The 16,188-nt window shown below is 71.9% G+C and carries 20 protein-coding genes; 9 read left to right on the top strand and 11 right to left on the bottom strand.

Annotated elements, in window-relative coordinates:
• Nucleotides 1–33: 33 nt before the first annotated feature.
• The 3 genes from A8711_RS32610 to A8711_RS11075 all read left to right on the top strand — a co-directional run bounded on the left by A8711_RS32610 (nucleotide 34) and on the right by A8711_RS11075 (nucleotide 3,039).
• Complete coding sequence (locus tag A8711_RS32610) at nucleotides 34–1,269, top strand: NAD(P)-binding domain-containing protein (protein WP_199744124.1); 1,236 nt, start codon at nucleotides 34–36, stop codon at nucleotides 1,267–1,269.
• Nucleotides 1,270–1,416: 147 nt separating this feature from the next.
• Nucleotides 1,417–2,403 (top strand): hypothetical protein, encoded by a 987-nt coding sequence (locus tag A8711_RS11080; protein WP_231915633.1) that lies wholly within the window; start codon nucleotides 1,417–1,419, stop codon nucleotides 2,401–2,403.
• A 51-nt stretch (nucleotides 2,404–2,454) separates the two neighbouring features.
• The gene (locus tag A8711_RS11075) at nucleotides 2,455–3,039 is read left to right on the top strand and encodes a GNAT family N-acetyltransferase (RefSeq protein WP_069088144.1); all 585 of its coding nucleotides are present in this window, start codon (nucleotides 2,455–2,457) and stop codon (nucleotides 3,037–3,039) included.
• Between the two features lie 50 nt (nucleotides 3,040–3,089).
• On the opposite strand, the gene A8711_RS11070 is transcribed toward A8711_RS11075, so the two are convergent.
• Nucleotides 3,090–3,527: an ArsI/CadI family heavy metal resistance metalloenzyme gene (locus A8711_RS11070; protein WP_043327526.1), complete on the bottom strand. Its 438-nt coding sequence runs from the start codon at nucleotides 3,525–3,527 to the stop codon at nucleotides 3,090–3,092.
• 297 nt (nucleotides 3,528–3,824) lie between these two features.
• On the opposite strand from A8711_RS11070, the gene A8711_RS11065 reads away from it, so the two are divergent.
• Nucleotides 3,825–4,337 carry an SRPBCC family protein gene (locus A8711_RS11065; protein WP_043327527.1) on the top strand — a complete coding sequence of 171 codons (513 nt, stop codon included), beginning with the start codon at nucleotides 3,825–3,827 and terminating at the stop codon, nucleotides 4,335–4,337.
• Nucleotides 4,338–4,357: 20 nt separating this feature from the next.
• Here the strand turns inward: A8711_RS11065 and A8711_RS11060 are convergent, their stop codons facing one another.
• Nucleotides 4,358–5,062: a DUF2786 domain-containing protein gene (locus A8711_RS11060; protein WP_043327528.1), complete on the bottom strand. Its 705-nt coding sequence runs from the start codon at nucleotides 5,060–5,062 to the stop codon at nucleotides 4,358–4,360.
• Between the two features lie 44 nt (nucleotides 5,063–5,106).
• On the bottom strand, nucleotides 5,107–5,496 hold the full coding sequence (locus A8711_RS11055) for a hypothetical protein (protein ID WP_043327529.1): 390 nt from the start codon (nucleotides 5,494–5,496) through the stop codon (nucleotides 5,107–5,109).
• 166 nt (nucleotides 5,497–5,662) lie between these two features.
• On the opposite strand from A8711_RS11055, the gene A8711_RS11050 reads away from it, so the two are divergent.
• Nucleotides 5,663–7,000 (top strand): ABC transporter substrate-binding protein, encoded by a 1,338-nt coding sequence (locus A8711_RS11050; protein WP_069088143.1) that lies wholly within the window; start codon nucleotides 5,663–5,665, stop codon nucleotides 6,998–7,000.
• Nucleotides 7,001–7,060: 60 nt separating this feature from the next.
• On the opposite strand, the gene A8711_RS11045 is transcribed toward A8711_RS11050, so the two are convergent.
• Both A8711_RS11045 and A8711_RS11040 read right to left on the bottom strand, forming a co-directional pair.
• Nucleotides 7,061–7,804: an enoyl-CoA hydratase/isomerase family protein gene (locus A8711_RS11045; protein ID WP_069088138.1), complete on the bottom strand. Its 744-nt coding sequence runs from the start codon at nucleotides 7,802–7,804 to the stop codon at nucleotides 7,061–7,063.
• On the bottom strand, nucleotides 7,801–8,658 hold the full coding sequence (locus A8711_RS11040) for a 3-hydroxyacyl-CoA dehydrogenase family protein (RefSeq protein ID WP_064448340.1): 858 nt from the start codon (nucleotides 8,656–8,658) through the stop codon (nucleotides 7,801–7,803). Before A8711_RS11040 ends, A8711_RS11045 begins: the two co-directional genes overlap by 4 nt.
• Nucleotides 8,659–8,820: 162 nt before the next feature.
• On the opposite strand from A8711_RS11040, the gene A8711_RS11035 reads away from it, so the two are divergent.
• On the top strand, nucleotides 8,821–9,108 hold the full coding sequence (locus A8711_RS11035; protein ID WP_043327533.1) for a hypothetical protein: 288 nt from the start codon (nucleotides 8,821–8,823) through the stop codon (nucleotides 9,106–9,108).
• Nucleotides 9,109–9,161: 53 nt separating this feature from the next.
• Here the strand turns inward: A8711_RS11035 and A8711_RS11030 are convergent, their stop codons facing one another.
• Nucleotides 9,162–9,941 (bottom strand): bifunctional 2-polyprenyl-6-hydroxyphenol methylase/3-demethylubiquinol 3-O-methyltransferase UbiG, encoded by a 780-nt coding sequence (locus A8711_RS11030; RefSeq protein WP_069088137.1) that lies wholly within the window; start codon nucleotides 9,939–9,941, stop codon nucleotides 9,162–9,164.
• 55 nt (nucleotides 9,942–9,996) lie between these two features.
• Here A8711_RS11030 and A8711_RS11025 point away from each other — a divergent pair, with 55 nt between their 5' ends.
• On the top strand, nucleotides 9,997–10,395 hold the full coding sequence (locus tag A8711_RS11025; RefSeq protein ID WP_043327535.1) for a PPOX class F420-dependent oxidoreductase: 399 nt from the start codon (nucleotides 9,997–9,999) through the stop codon (nucleotides 10,393–10,395).
• A gap of 71 nt (nucleotides 10,396–10,466) precedes the next feature.
• On the opposite strand, the gene A8711_RS11020 is transcribed toward A8711_RS11025, so the two are convergent.
• Entirely contained in the window at nucleotides 10,467–10,676 is a 210-nt protein-coding gene (locus tag A8711_RS11020; RefSeq protein ID WP_007073996.1) for a BldC family transcriptional regulator, read from the bottom strand.
• 256 nt (nucleotides 10,677–10,932) lie between these two features.
• Nucleotides 10,933–11,772, bottom strand: coding sequence for a hypothetical protein (locus A8711_RS11015; protein WP_030500602.1), 840 nt, complete (start codon nucleotides 11,770–11,772; stop codon nucleotides 10,933–10,935).
• Nucleotides 11,773–11,946: 174 nt separating this feature from the next.
• Here A8711_RS11015 and A8711_RS11010 point away from each other — a divergent pair, with 174 nt between their 5' ends.
• Together A8711_RS11010 and A8711_RS11005 are read left to right on the top strand one after the other, a co-directional pair.
• Entirely contained in the window at nucleotides 11,947–13,029 is a 1,083-nt protein-coding gene (locus A8711_RS11010; protein WP_069088136.1) for a Glu/Leu/Phe/Val dehydrogenase, read from the top strand.
• Between the two features lie 292 nt (nucleotides 13,030–13,321).
• Nucleotides 13,322–13,537, top strand: coding sequence for a DUF3073 domain-containing protein (locus A8711_RS11005; protein ID WP_013283429.1), 216 nt, complete (start codon nucleotides 13,322–13,324; stop codon nucleotides 13,535–13,537).
• Nucleotides 13,538–13,683: 146 nt separating this feature from the next.
• Here A8711_RS11005 and amcA read toward each other — a convergent pair whose 3' ends face one another.
• The 3 genes from amcA to purM form a co-directional block, all read right to left on the bottom strand.
• The gene (gene amcA / locus A8711_RS11000; RefSeq protein WP_030500600.1) at nucleotides 13,684–13,896 is read right to left on the bottom strand and encodes a multiple cyclophane-containing RiPP AmcA; all 213 of its coding nucleotides are present in this window, start codon (nucleotides 13,894–13,896) and stop codon (nucleotides 13,684–13,686) included.
• The gene (gene amcB, locus A8711_RS10995; protein ID WP_176722793.1) at nucleotides 13,877–14,968 is read right to left on the bottom strand and encodes a cyclophane-forming radical SAM peptide maturase AmcB; all 1,092 of its coding nucleotides are present in this window, start codon (nucleotides 14,966–14,968) and stop codon (nucleotides 13,877–13,879) included. The genes amcA and amcB overlap by 20 nt, the downstream gene beginning before the upstream one ends.
• A 127-nt stretch (nucleotides 14,969–15,095) precedes the next feature.
• Nucleotides 15,096–16,188: phosphoribosylformylglycinamidine cyclo-ligase (purM, locus tag A8711_RS10990; RefSeq protein WP_255365609.1), on the bottom strand; the 1,093-nt coding region annotated here is incomplete at its 5' end.

Genomic DNA, 16,188 nt, shown 5'->3' with positions numbered 1-16,188 from the left:
GTCGCATTACCCTCACCGGCCTAGCGTTACCGCGTGAAGATCATCGCGGTCCTCGGGACCGGGCACATGGGTACGCCGATCGCGCGCCGCCTCCTGGCCGGCGGCAACCGGGTCAGAGTGTGGAACCGCAGCCCGGAGCGTTCGGAGCCGCTCGCGGCGGTCGGCGCGACGGTGGCCGCGAGCCCGTCCGCCGCGGTCGACGGAGCCGAGGTCGTCGTCGTCATGCTCGCCGACGCCGGCGCGGTCGAGACGGTGCTGTTCGGGCCGGACGGCGCCGCCACCGCGCTCCGACCCGGGACGGTCGTGGTGCAGATGTCGACGATCGGGCCGGACGAAGTCCGAGCGGTGGCCGGCCGGCTTCCGGCGGGCGTCTACCTCCTCGACGCCCCCGTCGGCGGCAGCGTCAACGCCGCCCGGGCCGGCACGCTGGTGATCTTCGCGGGCGGCACTGCCGATGCCGTGGAGAGGGCGGCTCCGGTGCTGGGGCAGCTCGGGACGGTCCGTCACTGCGGTCCGATCGGCGCAGGTGCCGCCGTCAAACTCGTCGCGAACACGGGCCTGGTGACGGCTGTCGCCGCGCTGCACGACGCGCTGGCTGTCGCCGCAGCGCTCGGTGTCGACAGGCAGACCGCCCTCGACGTGCTCGACCGTGGGGCCCTCGGCGGCGCGGTCGGACGGGCCACGGCCTCGGGCGCCTCGTTCGCAGTCACGATGGCGGCGAAGGATGCCCGGCTGGCGCTGCGCCGCCCGGTGCCGGCCCCCGTGCTGGAGGCCGCCCTCGACCTGATGCGGGCCGCGCCGGACCAGGACGCCGATCTCTCCTCCCTCGTCTCCCCCGACTTCTGCGAAGGGACGCTGATGCGCCTCACCCTGGACAACCCCGAATCCGTCGCGGCCCCGTTCGGCGACCGCTTCGCGCACGTCGCCCGGATCGATGTCGGCGGCGGCGCGCTGCTGATGCTCGCCGGACAGGTCGCCGTCGACGACGACGGCGAGGTGGTGGCCCCCGGAGACGCCGGTGCCCAGGCCGAACGGATCTTCGAGATCGTGGGCGGCGTGCTCGCGGCGCACGGCGCGAGCTTCGACGACGTGCTGCACGTCCGCACGTTCATGACGGACCTGGCTGACCTGCCGGCGTACGCGGCCGTCCGGCGACGGCTCTTCACTGGCACACCGCCGCCGGCGAGCACGACTGTCGAGGTCAGCAGGCTCTTCCTGCCCGGTGCCGTGCTCGAGGTCGAGGTCACGGCCGTGGTCCGGTCCCGCTAGGTGTCGCGACGATTGCGCTTCCCGGTCGACGGGCCGTATCCACGGCCGGCACAGGTCGCCACCCTGAGTACCTAACGGGTGTACGGTCCCCGGCAACGGCGGCGGCGCCTACGGTGAGCCCGCTGAGTGACGGACGGAATGAGGCAGGTGAGCACCAGAAGGTCGCATGTGCGGACGCTGCGTACGGCTCTGACGTCGGTCCTCGTACTGGCCGTGATCCTGGTGGGCGGGTGCGGCCGGATCTCGGGGCTCCTGGATTCCGTCTCCCTGTTCCATCCGGTGTGGGCCGCCGACGGCTGGGTCTACTACCTGCGGGAGGTGACCTCGACCTCGGGCTCGGGAGTAGCCGAGGTGTGGCGGCAGCGGCCCGACGGGAGCGGCGAGGAAGCCGTTCTCACGCGCGCCCCGGCGGTGCCCGCCTGCGAAGCGGGCTTGTTCAGCTTCTTGTTCGCCGACCCCGACGGCGACCTCGGGGTGGCCCTCGAATGCGGCTGGGACGGAACGGAGCTGCTCACCTACTCGCCGGCCGACAAGACGTTCGAGCCTCTGGCGTCGACGCGCTTCCTCGCCGGTGCCGCACTCGTGAACGGTGACGGCAGGGGATATGTGCAGGCGCGCCGGAAGTGCGGGCCGGGGGGAATCCAGCTGCTCGCTGACGGGAAGGCGTCTGAGTTCCCCTCTCCGGTGACGGTCGACGGGACAACCTTCAACCTCAGTGGCAGTGATACGGGTTGCGAGTCCATGGTGCTGGTGCGGTCGCCGGCAACCATGGGTGAGCGGCTGTTCTTCATCACCGCACCCGACACCCTCGGCAGGTTGCCGCTGCCTGTCGAGGTGTATCCGTCTGACTTCACCTGGCACCTGACCGAGTGGGACGTCGGATCGGCCACGGCCAGGTTCCTCGCGGAGCTTCCCGGGCTCGCCGACCTGGCGGTGTCGCCGGACGGCAGGTCGGTGATCGCCGCCGTCGCGTCGGATCACGTGGGCGGCGTGTGGTCGGTCGACGTCGACACCGGGAAGAAGACGCGGATCGCCGACGGTGAGCGCGCGTACCACCCGAGCTTCTCTCCGGACGGCAAGCGGTTCGTCTACGTCGAGGCCTTCAGGCGGCTGAGGTTCGCCGAGGCACGGTAGTCGCCGGCCGGCTCACGCCGCGAGGGACGCCCCGCGCCTCGGCCGCGCGATATGTTGCACGCTGTGACAGGGCCTGAGATCACCGTTGCGACGCCGGAAGACCGTGGCAGCGTGGTCACGTCGCTGGTCGCGGCCTTCACCAAGGATCCGGTCCTGCGGCACCTGTTCCCCGACCAGGCGACCTATGCGCGTTATGCGGCCGTCTTCTTCGGGCACCTGTTCGACAAGCGGGTGCACAAGGAGACGATCTGGACGATCGGGCACGGCGCGTCGGTGGCGATCTGGGAGCCGCCGGCATCCGGGAGCGCCCCGCCGGACGACGATCTCGCCGCCCAGCTTCCCGCCGACGTGTTGCACCGCGTACGCGCCTACGACGAGGCGGTGCACGCCGCGCTGCCGTCGGCGCCGTTCTGGTACCTGGGGGTGCTGGGTACGCACCCGGACCACGCCGGCCGCAGGTGGGGCCACGCCGTGATGCGGATGGGGCTGGACCGGGCCGCCGCGGACGGCCTGCCGGCGATTCTGGAGACCAGCAACCCGGACAACGTCGAGGTGTACCGGCGCGCCGGCTGGGAGGTGGTGCACGCCTTCGCGGAGCCGCTGCCCACCTGGGTCATGCGGAATCGCCGCACCTGACCGTACGACAGAGATCCCCACCGGCGGAGACGCCGGTGGGGATCCGCCGTTCAGACGCCGGCGGGCTGCTCCGCGGTGTCCGAGGCGCAGCAGGCGCTCTCGGTCACCTTCTCCAGCTGCGGTGAGTCGGCCTTGACCGTGTAGACCTCCCACGGCTCGTCGCCGGGGCCGCGCACCCAGACCTTGTCCTGGAGCGCGTAGCAGCACTCGGTGTCGTTCTCCTCCAGCGTGATCAGGCCGGACTCGGTGAGCCGGCTGGTCGCGGCGTTCACCTCGCCGGTGGTGGCCACCTCGACCCCGAGGTGGTCCATCACCGTCGGCAGGCCGGGCTCACCTTCGAGGAGTACGAGCTTCAGCGGCGGGTTCTCCACCGCGAAGTTGGCGTAGCCGGGGCGGCGCTTGGCCGGCTCGACGCCGAACAGCTTGCTGTAGAAGGCGACGGAGCCTTCGAGGTCGGACACGCGCAGGGCGAGCTGGACGCGGGACATGCGAACTCCCTGTCTAGATGTTTATCGAAGCAGACTCCACCCTGCCCCCTGCTTTGAAGTCTGTCAACCTAGAGAAATGTCGAAACAAGCGCTGCCGGTGCCTCGGCGTCGGAGATCTGCGTCCGACTCCGAGCGGCGCGGCACCTGGGCCTGGTACCGGGTACGCCCCGAGGCGTTCCGCCAACTCGGCGCGCCTGTCCCACCACACAGCGCTGTCGTGGAGCGGCGTTCCCGGTGTCCGGAAGCGGGCGCAACGGAAGCTGCGCACCGAGACATGAGCCGGTATGGTCCGGACCTATGGGACAGGAGATGGCCGATCCGGATGAGGTCCGGCAGGAATCCGACCGCTTCTCCCTCCGCAGCAACCTGTTCGTCCCGGCGTCGGCCGAGCGGGCGTACGCCGTGTTCACCGGATCGCTCGCCGACTGGTGGGTACGCGAGTACACCTGGTCCGGCCCGCAGGCGCTCGCCGCGCTCGGCATCGAACCCCGGGCCGGCGGCATGCTCTACGAGATCGGCCCGTACGGCTTCCGCAACGACTGGGGCCGCGTGCTGACCTGGGATCCGCCTAGGCGTCTGGTCTTCACCTGGCAGATCGGCCCGGACCGGGTGCCGGTGCCGGACCCGGCCGGCGCCAGCGAGGTGGAGGTCCTGTTCCACCCCGAGGGCCCGGAACTGACCCGGGTCGAGGTCGAGCACCGCTACTTCGACCGGCACGGCGCCGCGGCCGAGGGCTACCGCGAGGCGCTCACGGCCGGCTGGCACGAGTTGCTCTGCCGCTACCTGGCGACGGTCGCCCGCACCGCCTGACCCGTACCCGATGGGCCCGGTCAGCCGGTGATGCCCGGCGTCGCCGCGGCGCCGGGCACGCCGGTGCCGCCGAGGTCGGCGCGGCGGCCGGCGTCCGCGCCCGGCGCGAAACCACCGCCCGCGAGGCGCCGTCGCGGCGCGGTGCGCAACCTGGGGTACGCCTCGGCGACCCGGCGCTGGACGCGGTCGGAACGGTCGGCGAGTACCAGGGCCGTCGAGGGGCCGCCCGCCTCGGCCACCGCGTTCTCCTCGGCTGCGCGCAGCCGCTGCGCGACGACGTACGCGAAGCCGGCCAGCCAGGTACGCCGGAACGCGGCCGGGTGCTCCCCGTCCGGCACGGCGGCTCCCGCCAGTCCGTGCGCGGCCTGCACCAGCAGCGAGGTGAACAGCAACTCGACGCGTTCCAGGTCGCTGGCGAATCCGAACAGGTGCATGGCGAAACCGTTGCCCTGCCGTCGGCGTACGCAGCGGCAGCGCAACGGTTCGGCGACCGCGGCCAGAAGTCCGGCCTTGTCCCGGGCGTACGGCGCGACCACCTCGACCGTCCGGTCGCCCACCGGGTCGACGGCCGGGTCGCGTGCCGCGAGCAGCGCCCGGTCGACGCCGTAACGGGCGATCAGCTCGGTGGCCTTGGCCATGAACGCGGCCGACTCGGCGGGCGTGCAGGCCGGGTCCTCGGCCTGGGCGAGCAGCTTGCGCACCTTGCTGAGCATCGCCTCGGACATGACCCAGAGCTATCACAGCCGGCGCGCGTCGCGGCGCGGCGGGCTCAGTCGGACCGGCTGCGCAGCGTGGCGATGGTCGAGCCGGCGAGGGTGAGCAGGCAGTCGGGCAGCAGCCCGTCGGCGGCGGCCGCGCCGAACAGCGCCTCACCGGTGTCGGCGTCGTCGTTGGCGCACGCGCTGACGAAGCGGGCCACCCAGCGGGTGTCGTAGTCGGCCTGGTCGATGCCGGGGAAGTCGAGGGCGGCCCCGCCGGCCGGCGCGTCGTCGCCGAGCATGGTGGCGGCCAGGCACCAGGCCACCCCGTACGCCCCGGCCAGGCCGGAGCGGTCCACCACCGCGTCGAACGTGCCCACCACCCCGGCGCCGTCGCCGGCGAGGGCGGAACGGAGCACGGCGGTCGCGTCGTCCAGCGTCTGCTGTGCTTCGTCGTTCACCCGCGGAACAGTAGCGCCGGGGGTCAAGCCGTGACCCGGAAATCGCTCGATGAACACGCAGCGTGATTCCCGCAGTCGGGGTGCCGACGGAGCCGACTCCACAGTCCCGCCTACCGCGTGGGCACGCTAAGGTGCGCAGCGGACCTTCGCCGGAGGAAGGACGACCATGCTGAGAACACGCACGTCGCGCGCGGYCCTGTCCATGGCCTGCGCGGCGCTCCTGCTCGCCACGAGCGCCTGCGGGAGCGACGAGCCGGAAGAAGCGCCCGCCACCCAGGTGCGCCTCTACGGCACCGACGGCAACATGCTCAATTCATACCCAGCCGAGCTGAAGGATCGGGCGGATCTGGTGAACGGGATGAAGGGCACCACGCCCCTCACTCCGCTGCCCGAGAGCTTCAAGGAACGACTACTCGCCGTAGACGCGAAGCTGGGTGACTTCCTCTACTCCGCCGAGTCCTACGACGCGGTCGTGATCAGCGCGCTGGCCGCCCAGCTCGCCGGCACCACCGCGCCGGGCGAGATCGCCAAGCAGATCGTCGGGGTCACCACCGGCGGCGAGCGCTGCGACGAGGTGGCGACCTGCCTCCAGCTCGCCCGCGCCGGTCAGGACATCCAGTACCGGGGCGTGTCGCTCACCCGGGCCGGGTTCACCGACAACGGCGAGCCGGCCACCGCCAGCTACGGCACCATGCACTTCGACAACCAGAAGATCGACGACAGCAAGACCGAGTTCGTCGGCGCCGGTGAGGAGTCCGGGGCGAGCAGCAAGACGCCGCCGCGCGGTCGCAAGCTGCGCGACGGGAAGGCGAAGGACGCGCCGCTGGTCCTCGGCGGCCTCCTGCCGAAGACCGGTGACCTGGCGCTGGCGTACCCGCCGCTGGCCGCTGGCGCCGCGCTCGCGCTCCGCGAGGTCAACGCCGCCGGTGGTGTGCTCGGTGAGCCGGTGAGGTGGGTCGAGGGCGACGACGGCACCAACCCGGCGGTCGCCAAGGCCACTGTCGCCTCGCACGTCCGGGAGGGCGTCCACGTCATCATCGGCGCCGGTGGTTCCGGCATCTCCCGGGCGGTGCTGCCGGACGTGGTGGCCGCCGGGCGGATCCTGTTCTCGCCGTCGAACACCGACGCGGGGCTGAGCGCGGTGGACGACAACGGCCTCTACTTCCGTACCGCCCCGCCGGACAGCCTCCAGGGTCGCGCGCTGGCCGACGTGATGCTCCGGGACGGACCGCGCAAGATCGCGATCCTGGCCCGTAAGGACTCCTACGGCGAGGGCCTCCAGGAGAACGTCCGTTCGGAGCTGGAGAAGGCCGGCATCGGCGCGGACCGGGTCAAGCTGCTGACCTACGAGCCGCCGGAGGACCCGAAGACCCCCGTCGACTTCTCCGGCATCGCCCAGGAGATCAAGGCGTACGGGCCGGAGGCGCTGCTGCTCATCGGCTTCGCCGAGTCCGCGCCGGCGATCCCGGCTCTGGCGGACGCCGGAGTTCAGATCAGACGCTGAGAAGCGCCGACGACGAGGGCCGCGCCGGGAACACCGGCGCGGCCCTCGTCGTGTTCCGGCTCAGCGCGCCTTGCGCCGGTCCAGGAACTCGGTCATCCGCCGGTGTTTCTCCTCGTCCTCGAAGAGCACCGCCTGGCTGAGCAGGTCGAGTTGCGGGTGCGCGGCCGCCGGGGCGTCCACCGCCAGCTTGGTCAGCCGCAGGGCCAGCGCGGAGCCCTTCGCCATCTCGTCGAGCAGGCCGTGCGCGGTGGGCAGCAGCTCGTCCGGTTCGGCCACCACCCGGTTCACCAGCCCGATCCGCAGCGCCTCCGCGGCGTCCACCCGCCGGCCGGTGAAGAGCAGTTCCTTGGCGCGGGCCTCACCGATCAACGCCGGCAGCCGGTAGGTCGCGCCCGCGCCGGCCAGGATGCCCAGCCGCACCTCGGGCTGACCGAAGACCGCGCGGTCCGTGCACACCCGCAGATCGCAGGCGTACGCGAGTTCGGCGCCGCCGCCCAGCGCCGGCCCGTCGATCGCGGCCACGGTGGGCATCGGGAGCGCCCGGATGCGGGCGAAGACGCCCTGGTTGATGGCGGCCAGCGCGTCCAGCCGGCCGCGCTCGCGCAGCTGGGCGATGTCGGCGCCGCCGGCGAAGATGCCCGCCGTCCCGCCGGTGAGCAGCAGCAGCCGGGGGCGTGCCTCCAGGTCGGCGCAGACCGCGTGCAGCTCGGCCACCAGGTCGGCGTCGATCGCGTTGCGTTTCTCCGGCCGGTCCAGCGTCACGACCAGCCGGTCCGGCAGCTCCTCGATCCGCAGCCCACTCATTTCTTCTGGCCGTCCTTCCAGGTGTAGAAGCCCTGCCCGGACTTCTTGCCCAGCTTCCCGGCGGCCACCATCTCGACCAGCAGCGGCGGCGGCGCGAAGCGGTCCCCGTACGCGGCCTGGAGCGTACGCGCGATGTCGAGCCGCACGTCCAGTCCGACCAGGTCGGTCAGCTCCAGCGGGCCGATCGGGTGCCGGTAGCCGAGCACCATCGCCTTGTCGATGTCGGCCGGGCTCGCCACCTCGTCGGCCACCATCCGGATCGCCTCCAGGCCGAGCGTGACGCCGAGGCGGGAGGTGGCGAAGCCGGGCATGTCGCGTACGACGACGGGGTCCTTGCCCAGCCGGGCGGCGAGCGCGACGGCCGCCTCGGTGGTCTGCGGCGCGGTGGCCGGGCCGACCACGACCTCCAGCAGCGCCATCGCCCAGACCGGGTTGAAGAAGTGCAGTCCGACGAAGTCGGCCGGGCGGTCCAGCCCGGCGGCCAGTTCGGCGATCGGGATGCTGGACGTGTTGCTGCCCAGCAGCGCGGGGCGGCGGCTCTCCGCCTCGCGCAGCACGGCGCGCTTCAAGTCGAGCCGCTCGGGCACCGCCTCCACGATCACGTCGGCGCCCTCGGGCACCTCGGTGAGCCCGGCCCGCAACGTGACGCGCCCGCGGTTGGCGGTGGCGGCCTCCTCGGTCAGCTTGCCGCGCTGCACGCCCCGGTCCCACAGCTCGCCGAGCCGGCGGACGGCCTCGGCGCCCCGCCCGGGGTCGACCTCGACCAGTTCGACCGCGTACCCGGCGCCGGCCGCCACGTACGCGATGCCGAGGCCCATGGTGCCGGCCCCGACGACCACAAAACGACCACTCATCGGTGTCCCCTCGCCGCGGCGGGGGCGCGCGGGGTCTCCGCCGCCGGGCCCGTCCGCTCGCTCGTTCCTGCATGCGACCCTATGCAGGGCCGGGCCGCCGGGATGAGTGGGGGCGGAGCGGACGGGGTAAGGACGGCCGTCAACGTCGAAGGAAGGAACGAGATGAGCCAGGCACCGGAGAGCGCGGAGAACACCGAGACGGTCGAGACCCGCGGCGACGAGCGGGTGGACCTGCTCCGCGCGGACACCAACAACGACGGCAAGACCGACGTGTGGGTGGTGGACACCGACGGCGACGGCAAGGCCGACCTGTTCCAGTTCGACACCGACGGTGACGGCAAGGTGGACATCACCATGGTGGACATCGACGAGGACGGCACGCCGGACGAGGTGGTCGACGGCGACGGCGGACTGCCCCCGGAGCAGACCACCCCCACCGTCCAGGTCTGAGCATGTAAGGAAGGGCCCCTTGTTAACGCCTAGGCGCTTGAAAGGGGCCCTTCCTAACGCCGCAGCTCCAGCGTGGCGAGGTAGTACGGGTGGTCGGTGTCGTCCACGTCGGCCAGTCGCCACGGCGAGCCGTGGACCAGCTCGGCGAACTCCTCGGGCGAGCAGACCAGGTAGTCGAACCACCCGGTGCCGAGCAGCCGGTAGCGCAGCCGCAGCCGCAGTTGCCCGCCGATCCGGCCCCGCTGCCGGTTGCGCTCGTGATAGGCGGTGTGCACCGGGTCGGTGGTGCCGTACGGGTCGGTGCCGTGGGCGATCACCCGGGCGCCGGGGCGGGCCAGGGCGGCGAGCGCGGCCAGCATCGCGGGCGCCCGTTCCCGCCCCTCGAACAGCCCGAGGTTGTTGCCGAGCAGCAGGAAGGTGTCGTAGCGCGGCCCGTCGACGGTGTGCTCGTCGACGGTGCCGTGGACGAGGTCGCGTACGCCCCGGTGCCGGCTGACCCGCAGCGCGCCCAGCGAGGTGTCCAGGCCGGTGACGGGCACGCCGCGCTCCTGGAGTTCCAGCGCGATCCGTCCGGCGCCGACGCCGACGTCGAGCACGTGCCCGCGTACCCGGTCCACCGCCCGGTGGTCGTGCGGCTGCCACAGCTGCGGCGGGTCCAAGTAGTGCCCGGCGGGCGCGCCGTTGATCAGCCCGTCGTCCCGCTCGATGATCTCGATGACCGGCCGGGGCAGGCGCCCACCGGCCATCGGCCGGGGTCCGATCCCGGTGGCGACCGCGTACGCGTCGCGGATCATCTCGCCGAACACGTCGCCGATCTCGGGTTCCCCGGTCATGCCCGCAACGCTATCCGGGGGTCGGCGGCGCCGTGGCCGCCGTATCCTGGGCGGCGTGACCGACCTGGACCGCCTGGCGGCGGAGAAGTACGTCCTGCTCACCACGTTCCGCAAGGACGGCCGGGCGGTGGCGACACCGGTGTGGGCGGTACGCGACGGTGACTCGCTGGCGGTGTGGACGGTGTCCGACTCCGGCAAGGTGAAGCGGATCCGGCGCGACGGCCGGGTCACTGTGGCGCCGTGCGACGTGCGCGGGCGACCGCACGGCGATGCGGTGCCGGCACACGCGACGATCGCCGATCCGGAGAGCACCCGGCGGGTGCGGGGCCTGCTCAAGCAGAAGTACCGGCTGATCGGGCGGCTGAGCCTGCTCGGCAGCCGGCTGCGCCGGGGCGAGGGGGGCACGGTGGGGCTGCGGATCGTGCTGGACGGCGCGGCCCCCGGACACGATTGAGCCCGGGCACGATTAAGGGCGGCGCCGCGACGGCACCGCCCCTGATCGGAACGCCGGAGAACGCCGGTTCGTCAGTCTCCCTGGCGCTGCTGGGGGATCTGCCCCTGCAGTAGCGCCCGAACCTCTGACTCACGGTAGCGGCGGTGGCCGCCAAGGGTCCGGATGGCGCTGAGCTTGCCAGCCTTGGCCCACCGGGTCACCGTCTTCGGGTCGACACGGAACATCGACGCCACCTCGGCCGGTGTGAGTAGCGGCTCAGGTTCGTGCGTTCGCGATGCCATCGGGGTCACTCCTCCACATGTATAGACATCGGCCGGGGTCCCGCCGGCCGACGCGTCTCCCATGGTCCGGCTAGTCCCCGATGTCCGACATGGGCCGAACGGCTGAAGGTCCCTAGACGGACGGATGAAGCATGCCCGATTTTTACGACTTTTATGCCGCAGAAACTACCTTATTAGGACTCATGATCACGGTTCGTGACGCATCAACTACGAGACACTCTCGTGTCCAAGACCACTTATCGGGGTAAACCGGGCGTCAGTTGCAGCGCTCCAACAGCTGCACCGCGCGCCAGCGGGCGACCAGCTTGTCGTACGCGGCGGACGCCTCCTCGGCCTCGCCCCGGCCCAGTCCGGACAGTCCGGTGGCCACCAGATCGGTCGAGTCGTCGGCTTCGAGCGTCTCGTCCGGCAGCAGTTGCACCAGGCCGCCGTAGTCCAGCTCGACCACCGAGCGCGGGTGGAACTCCTCCAGCCACCGGGCCGCCTCCTCGACCGCCTCGGTGATCGGCGCCTCGCCGATCGACTTGCGCAGCACCGACAGCGCCCGCGACGCGCGGCGGCGCGCCTTGGAGATCTCGGTGCGGTAGCGCAGCGCGCGCCGCTCCGGCTCGGTGACCAGGTGCCGCTCGCCCGCCTCGAACAGCACGAACCAGCGCAGCGGCACGCCCCAGGTGGCGATCTGCTCGTGCACCCGGGGCACGCCGTGCTCCAGCACCCGGGCGCCGCTGCGCCAGTCCTCCACCACGGCCTTGGCCTGCCCGGCGAGCACCGGCGGCACGAACGCGTCGGCCAGCACCGAGGGCACGCCGTCGCGGGCGCTCAGCGCCGCCTCGGCGACCCGGATGCGCAGGTTCCAGGGGCAGACCAGCAACGAGTCGTCCGACTCCAGGACGTACGCCTCGTCGGGCAGGTCGGGCAGCCGGGTCCAGCCCGCGCCCAGCGCCTCGATCACGGCGGTCCGTTGTCGTACCGGCCCTTCCAGCGGGGCGATCGCCCGGCCCTCGCTGACGTACCGGCGCCAGTAGGACTGCCGGTCCCGGTCGAAGGCGGTCAGCGGCTCGTACACGCGCAGGTATGAAGCGAAGAGCGACGGCACGGCGCGATCCTCCCACGAGACGGGACCGCCCGTCGCCGCCCGTGAGCCCGTGGCGTGACGTGCGCGACAGTACGGTTCGGGCCGATATTAGGCTCAGAGACACCGGCAGCATCCCGCCGGCGTGCCACCAGGTTCCGCTCCCCACAAGGGCGCTCACCGACACAGGAGTCAGCCATGGGCGTATTCGCCAGCACCGACGACCCCGTTTCCACGGGGCATGAGCAGGTCGTGTTCTGCCAGGACAAGCAGTCCGGCCTGAAGGCGATCATCGGGATCTACTCCACCGCGCTGGGCCCCGCGCTCGGCGGGACCCGGTTCTACCCGTACGCCACTGAGGCCGACGCCCTCGCCGACGTGCTCGACCTCTCCCGCGGCATGGCCTACAAGAACGCGCTGGCGAACCTCGACCTCGGTGGCGGCAAGGCGGTCATCTGGGGCGACCCCGAGCAGATCAAGAGCGAGGCGCTGCTGCGCGCGTACGGCCGCTTCGTCGAGTCGCTCAACGGCCGCTACTACACCGCCTGTGACGTCGGCACGTACGTCGCGGACATGGACGTGATCGCGCGCGAGACCCGGTACGTCACCGGCCGCAGCGTGGAGCACGGCGGCGCGGGCGACTCCTCGATCCTCACCGCGTGGGGCGTGTTCCAGGGCATGCGTGCCGCCGCCGAGCACGTCTGGGGCAGCCCGACGCTGGCCGGCCGCCGGGTCGGCGTGGCCGGGCTGGGCAAGGTCGGCAAGTACCTGACCGCCCACCTGCTCGACGACGGCGCCGAGGTCGTGGCGACCGACGTGAACCCGCGCGCCCTGGAGTGGGCGCGCACCACCCACCCGCAGGTCACCCTGGTCGACGACACCGCGGCGCTGGTCGCCTCCGACATCGACGTGTACGCCCCGTGCGCGCTCGGCGGCGCGCTGAACGACGAGACCGTGCCGGTGCTGCGGGCGAAGGTCGTCACCGGAGCGGCGAACAACCAGCTCGCCCACTCGGGCATCGAGAAGGTGCTCGCCGACCGGGGCATCCTCTACACCCCGGACTACGTGGTGAACGCGGGCGGCGTGATCCAGGTGGCCGACGAGATCGAGGGCTTCAACTTCGAGCGCGCCAAGCTGCGCGCCACCCGGATCTTCGACACCACCCGGCAGATCCTCCAGCTCGCCGACGACGAGGGCGTACCCCCGGCGGTGGCCGCGGACCGGCTCGCCGAACGGCGGATGGCCGAGGTCGGCCGGCTGCGCGCGATCCATCTGCGGTGAAGCTCACCTCCGGGGGCGGAGCGGCGACTCCACCCCCGGAGGCCGTGCGCGTTAAGCTGAGCCTCGGGCCCGTTCGTACCCATTTGTCCGCTGTCACGGCCAGCCCCGGACCTTACCCCTTACCCGGTACACTTGGTGACGGCTGGACCACTGCGACGCGCAGGTCCGGTCGACGGTGACCCGAGGTGCCGAACGATGGCATCCCCATGTACCGTAAGAGCCACGAGAGATGCCTGACGTCATCGGGGCCCGCCTTCGGGCTGCCCCGCATTCTGTGCGAGGGGGTCGAGCCATGGGGCGCGGCCGTGCTAAGGCCAAGCAGACGAAGGTGGCGCGGGAGTTGAAGTATCACTCCCCGAACACCGACCTAACCGCCTTGCAGCGCGAACTGGCGGGTAGTGGGAAGTCTGAGCACAACTTCGACGACGACTACAAAGAGTATGTCGACGACGATGACGAGGACCACGCGGACGACGACCCGGACACCTGGGCTCGTCCGACCCGCTGACCTCCGGTCACATCTGAGCACGCGGTAACCCCCGCGTGCTCACGCATGTGCTCTGCTGAGCCGGCGTACGACCGACGATCAGGGACCTGCCGTGCCGGGGTGCCGCCCCGACTCGCCGGCAGGTCCCTGATCGCGGAACCGAGCCCTCAGCGCGGCCGGTTGTTCCAGTTGTAGAACGTCGGGATGTTCTCGAAGTGGTTCCAGGCGCAGACCGCGTTGGCGCCGTCGCCGCCCGACACCTCCGCCCGCAGCAGCCGCGCCGCCTCCGCCTCACGGAGCAGAGCGGTAAGCCCCGCAGCGGCGTCCCGCACCCGGTCGGCCACTGCCCCCCGGTCGGTGTCACTGATGGTCTCGGGCATGCTCCAACACTCCCTCCAGTAGGCGGATCTTGCTGTTCCGGCAGTGCTCGGTCTCCGTACCGTCGAAACGCCCCAGCTCGAAGTAGCGGTTGGCGGCGTGCCCACCCCCACAGAAGCCGAAGTACGCGCAGGACGTCCGGCACGCCTCCACGCCGGTGAGGAACTCGCCCACCCAGGGCGTGCCGGCCGCGTCGGCGAGGATCTCGCCCAGCGGGGTGGTGAGCACGTTCCCGCTGGTGAAGTCGCCGTAGTGCGGGTCCGTGAAGCCGGCCAGCTCCGGCGAGAGCACCACCACCGAACCGTCGTGCCCGACCGTCGGGATCGGGTCGAGGCGGCGGGGCAGCAGGTCGTCGGCGGTGCCGGCCAGCACCGCGCCCGCGTACCGCAGCGACCACTCCACCTCGCGCAGGTGGATCCGGGGATCACGCCGCCAGGCCGCGACCAGCTCCGCCCAGAACCCGGTGACCGCGCCCGCGTCCCGGGCGTTGGTCCGGGTGTTGACGCCCTCGGTCTCCTCGATGTTGACGCCGAGCACGTCGCAGCCCAGGTCGAGGAAGTAGTCGTACAGCTCGGTCGCCAGGCCCGGCTCCGGCCGGGACACCACAGCCAGCGCCGAGAACGGCACGCCGTGGCGGCGCAGCGCCGCCACCCCGGCCACGATCCGGTCGTACGCGGGCCGCCCGCCCCGGGTGACCCGCTCGGCGTTGCGGGCCCGTGGCCCGTCCACGCTGACGCTGACCCGCACCCGGTGCTCGGCGAAGAACGCGCACCAGGCGTCGTCGATCAGCGTGGCGTTCGTCTGCACGTGGTGCTCGACGTCCGGCCCGAACGGCGCCAGCAGCGCGGCCAGATGCTCCCGGCCGGCTGCGAGCGGCTCCCCGCCGTGCCAGACCACGGAGAAGCGACCACCCGTCGCCCACGGGTTCACCGACGCCGCCACCGCCTCGGCGACGGCCACCGGCATCCGCCGATCGGCCGCCCGAAGCGGCAGGTAGCAGTAGGCGCAGTCGAGGTTGCACAGGGTGGTCGGCTGCATCACCACGTACGACGGGACGGCGGCGATACCCCGCATCCCTTCGGGCGCACGTGCGGCCATCAGCACCTCCCCCGCCTGCCTGAAAACCGAACCTCCAGGCTAGGCCGCGGCGACCGCTCGGGTGAACCCCCGATCAGGTGCCCGGCCGATCGGCGCAGGGTGATCAGCCCCGGGTGTGCTGCCCGACCATCTGCACGTTGCCGGACCCCTCGATGATCTCGCCCGCCTGCCAGGCGTCCACGCCCCGGCCGGTCAGGGTGGCCAGCGCGCGGTCGGCGTCCTCGGCGGAGACGATCGCGAACATGCCGACGCCCATGTTGAACGTCGCCTCCATCTCCGGGTCCTCGATCCGGCCCTTGGTCTGGATCAGATCGAAGATCGGCTGCGGCTTCCAGGTGGAGCGGTTGACCACGGCGTCGACGTGCTCGGGCAGCACCCGGACCAGGTTGCCGGGGATGCCGCCGCCGGTGACGTGGGCCAGCGCCCGCACCTCGGCCTCGGCGATCAGCTTGAGGCAGTCCTGCGCGTAGATCTTGGTCGGGGTGAGCAGCTCCTCGCCGAGCGTCCGCTGGCGGCCGAAGTCGTCGATCACCACGTCCAGCCGCATCCGGCCGGCACCCAGCAGCACGTGCCGGACCAGGGAGTAGCCGTTGGAGTGCAGGCCGGAGGAGCGCATGGCGATCACCACGTCACCCACCTCCACCCGCTCCGGGGTGAGGATCTCGCTCTCCTCCACCACGCCGACGCCGGTGGCGGAGATGTCGTACTCGTCGGGGCGCAGCACGCCCGGGTGCTCGGCGGTCTCGCCACCCAGCAGCGCGCAGCCGGCGTACCGGCAGCCGTCCGCGATGCCCGCGCCGATCTCGGCGACCTTGTCCGGCACGACCTCGCCGGTGGCGATGTAGTCGAGCAGGAACAGCGGCTCGGCGCCGCAGGCGACCAGGTCGTCGACGACCATGGCGACCAGGTCGATGCCGACCGTGTCGTGGATGTCGAGCTGCTGCGCGATCACCAGCTTGGTGCCGACGCCGTCGGTCGAGGAGGCCAGGATCGGATTCTTGTACTTCTTCGTGTCCAGCCGGAACAGGCCGGCGAAGCCGCCCAGGTCACCCAGGACCTCCGGGCGCCGGGTCTCCTTGACCTTGGACTTGAGCAGCTCGACCGCGCGGTCGCCCGCCTCGATCGACACCCCGGCGTCGGCGTACGAGACCGAGCGTTTGCGCTGCGTCCGGCCGGACCCCGCCGACCAGGGCTGG

The sequence above is a fragment of the Micromonospora sp. II genome (genome assembly GCF_001709195.1).
Taxonomy (GTDB): Bacteria; Actinomycetota; Actinomycetes; order Mycobacteriales; family Micromonosporaceae; genus Micromonospora; species Micromonospora chalcea.
This window is presented reverse-complemented; position numbering and strand designations above follow the sequence as displayed.

Excerpts from the sequence above, each read along its gene's own strand:
- A8711_RS11075 (WP_069088144.1), top strand. The coding sequence starts at position 2,455 with ATGTTGCACGCTGTGACAGGGCCTGAGATCACCGTTGCGACGCCGGAA.
- A8711_RS11070 (WP_043327526.1), bottom strand. The coding sequence starts at position 3,527 with ATGTCCCGCGTCCAGCTCGCCCTGCGCGTGTCCGACCTCGAAGGCTCC.
- A8711_RS11065 (WP_043327527.1), top strand. The coding sequence starts at position 3,825 with ATGGGACAGGAGATGGCCGATCCGGATGAGGTCCGGCAGGAATCCGAC.
- A8711_RS11060 (WP_043327528.1), bottom strand. The coding sequence starts at position 5,062 with ATGTCCGAGGCGATGCTCAGCAAGGTGCGCAAGCTGCTCGCCCAGGCC.
- A8711_RS11045 (WP_069088138.1), bottom strand. The coding sequence starts at position 7,804 with ATGAGTGGGCTGCGGATCGAGGAGCTGCCGGACCGGCTGGTCGTGACG.
- A8711_RS11040 (WP_064448340.1), bottom strand. The coding sequence starts at position 8,658 with ATGAGTGGTCGTTTTGTGGTCGTCGGGGCCGGCACCATGGGCCTCGGC.
- A8711_RS11035 (WP_043327533.1), top strand. The coding sequence starts at position 8,821 with ATGAGCCAGGCACCGGAGAGCGCGGAGAACACCGAGACGGTCGAGACC.
- A8711_RS11030 (WP_069088137.1), bottom strand. The coding sequence starts at position 9,941 with ATGACCGGGGAACCCGAGATCGGCGACGTGTTCGGCGAGATGATCCGC.
- A8711_RS11020 (WP_007073996.1), bottom strand. The coding sequence starts at position 10,676 with ATGGCATCGCGAACGCACGAACCTGAGCCGCTACTCACACCGGCCGAG.
- A8711_RS11010 (WP_069088136.1), top strand. The coding sequence starts at position 11,947 with ATGGGCGTATTCGCCAGCACCGACGACCCCGTTTCCACGGGGCATGAG.
- A8711_RS11005 (WP_013283429.1), top strand. The coding sequence starts at position 13,322 with ATGGGGCGCGGCCGTGCTAAGGCCAAGCAGACGAAGGTGGCGCGGGAG.
- amcA (WP_030500600.1), bottom strand. The coding sequence starts at position 13,896 with ATGCCCGAGACCATCAGTGACACCGACCGGGGGGCAGTGGCCGACCGG.
- amcB (WP_176722793.1), bottom strand. The coding sequence starts at position 14,968 with ATGCGGGGTATCGCCGCCGTCCCGTCGTACGTGGTGATGCAGCCGACC.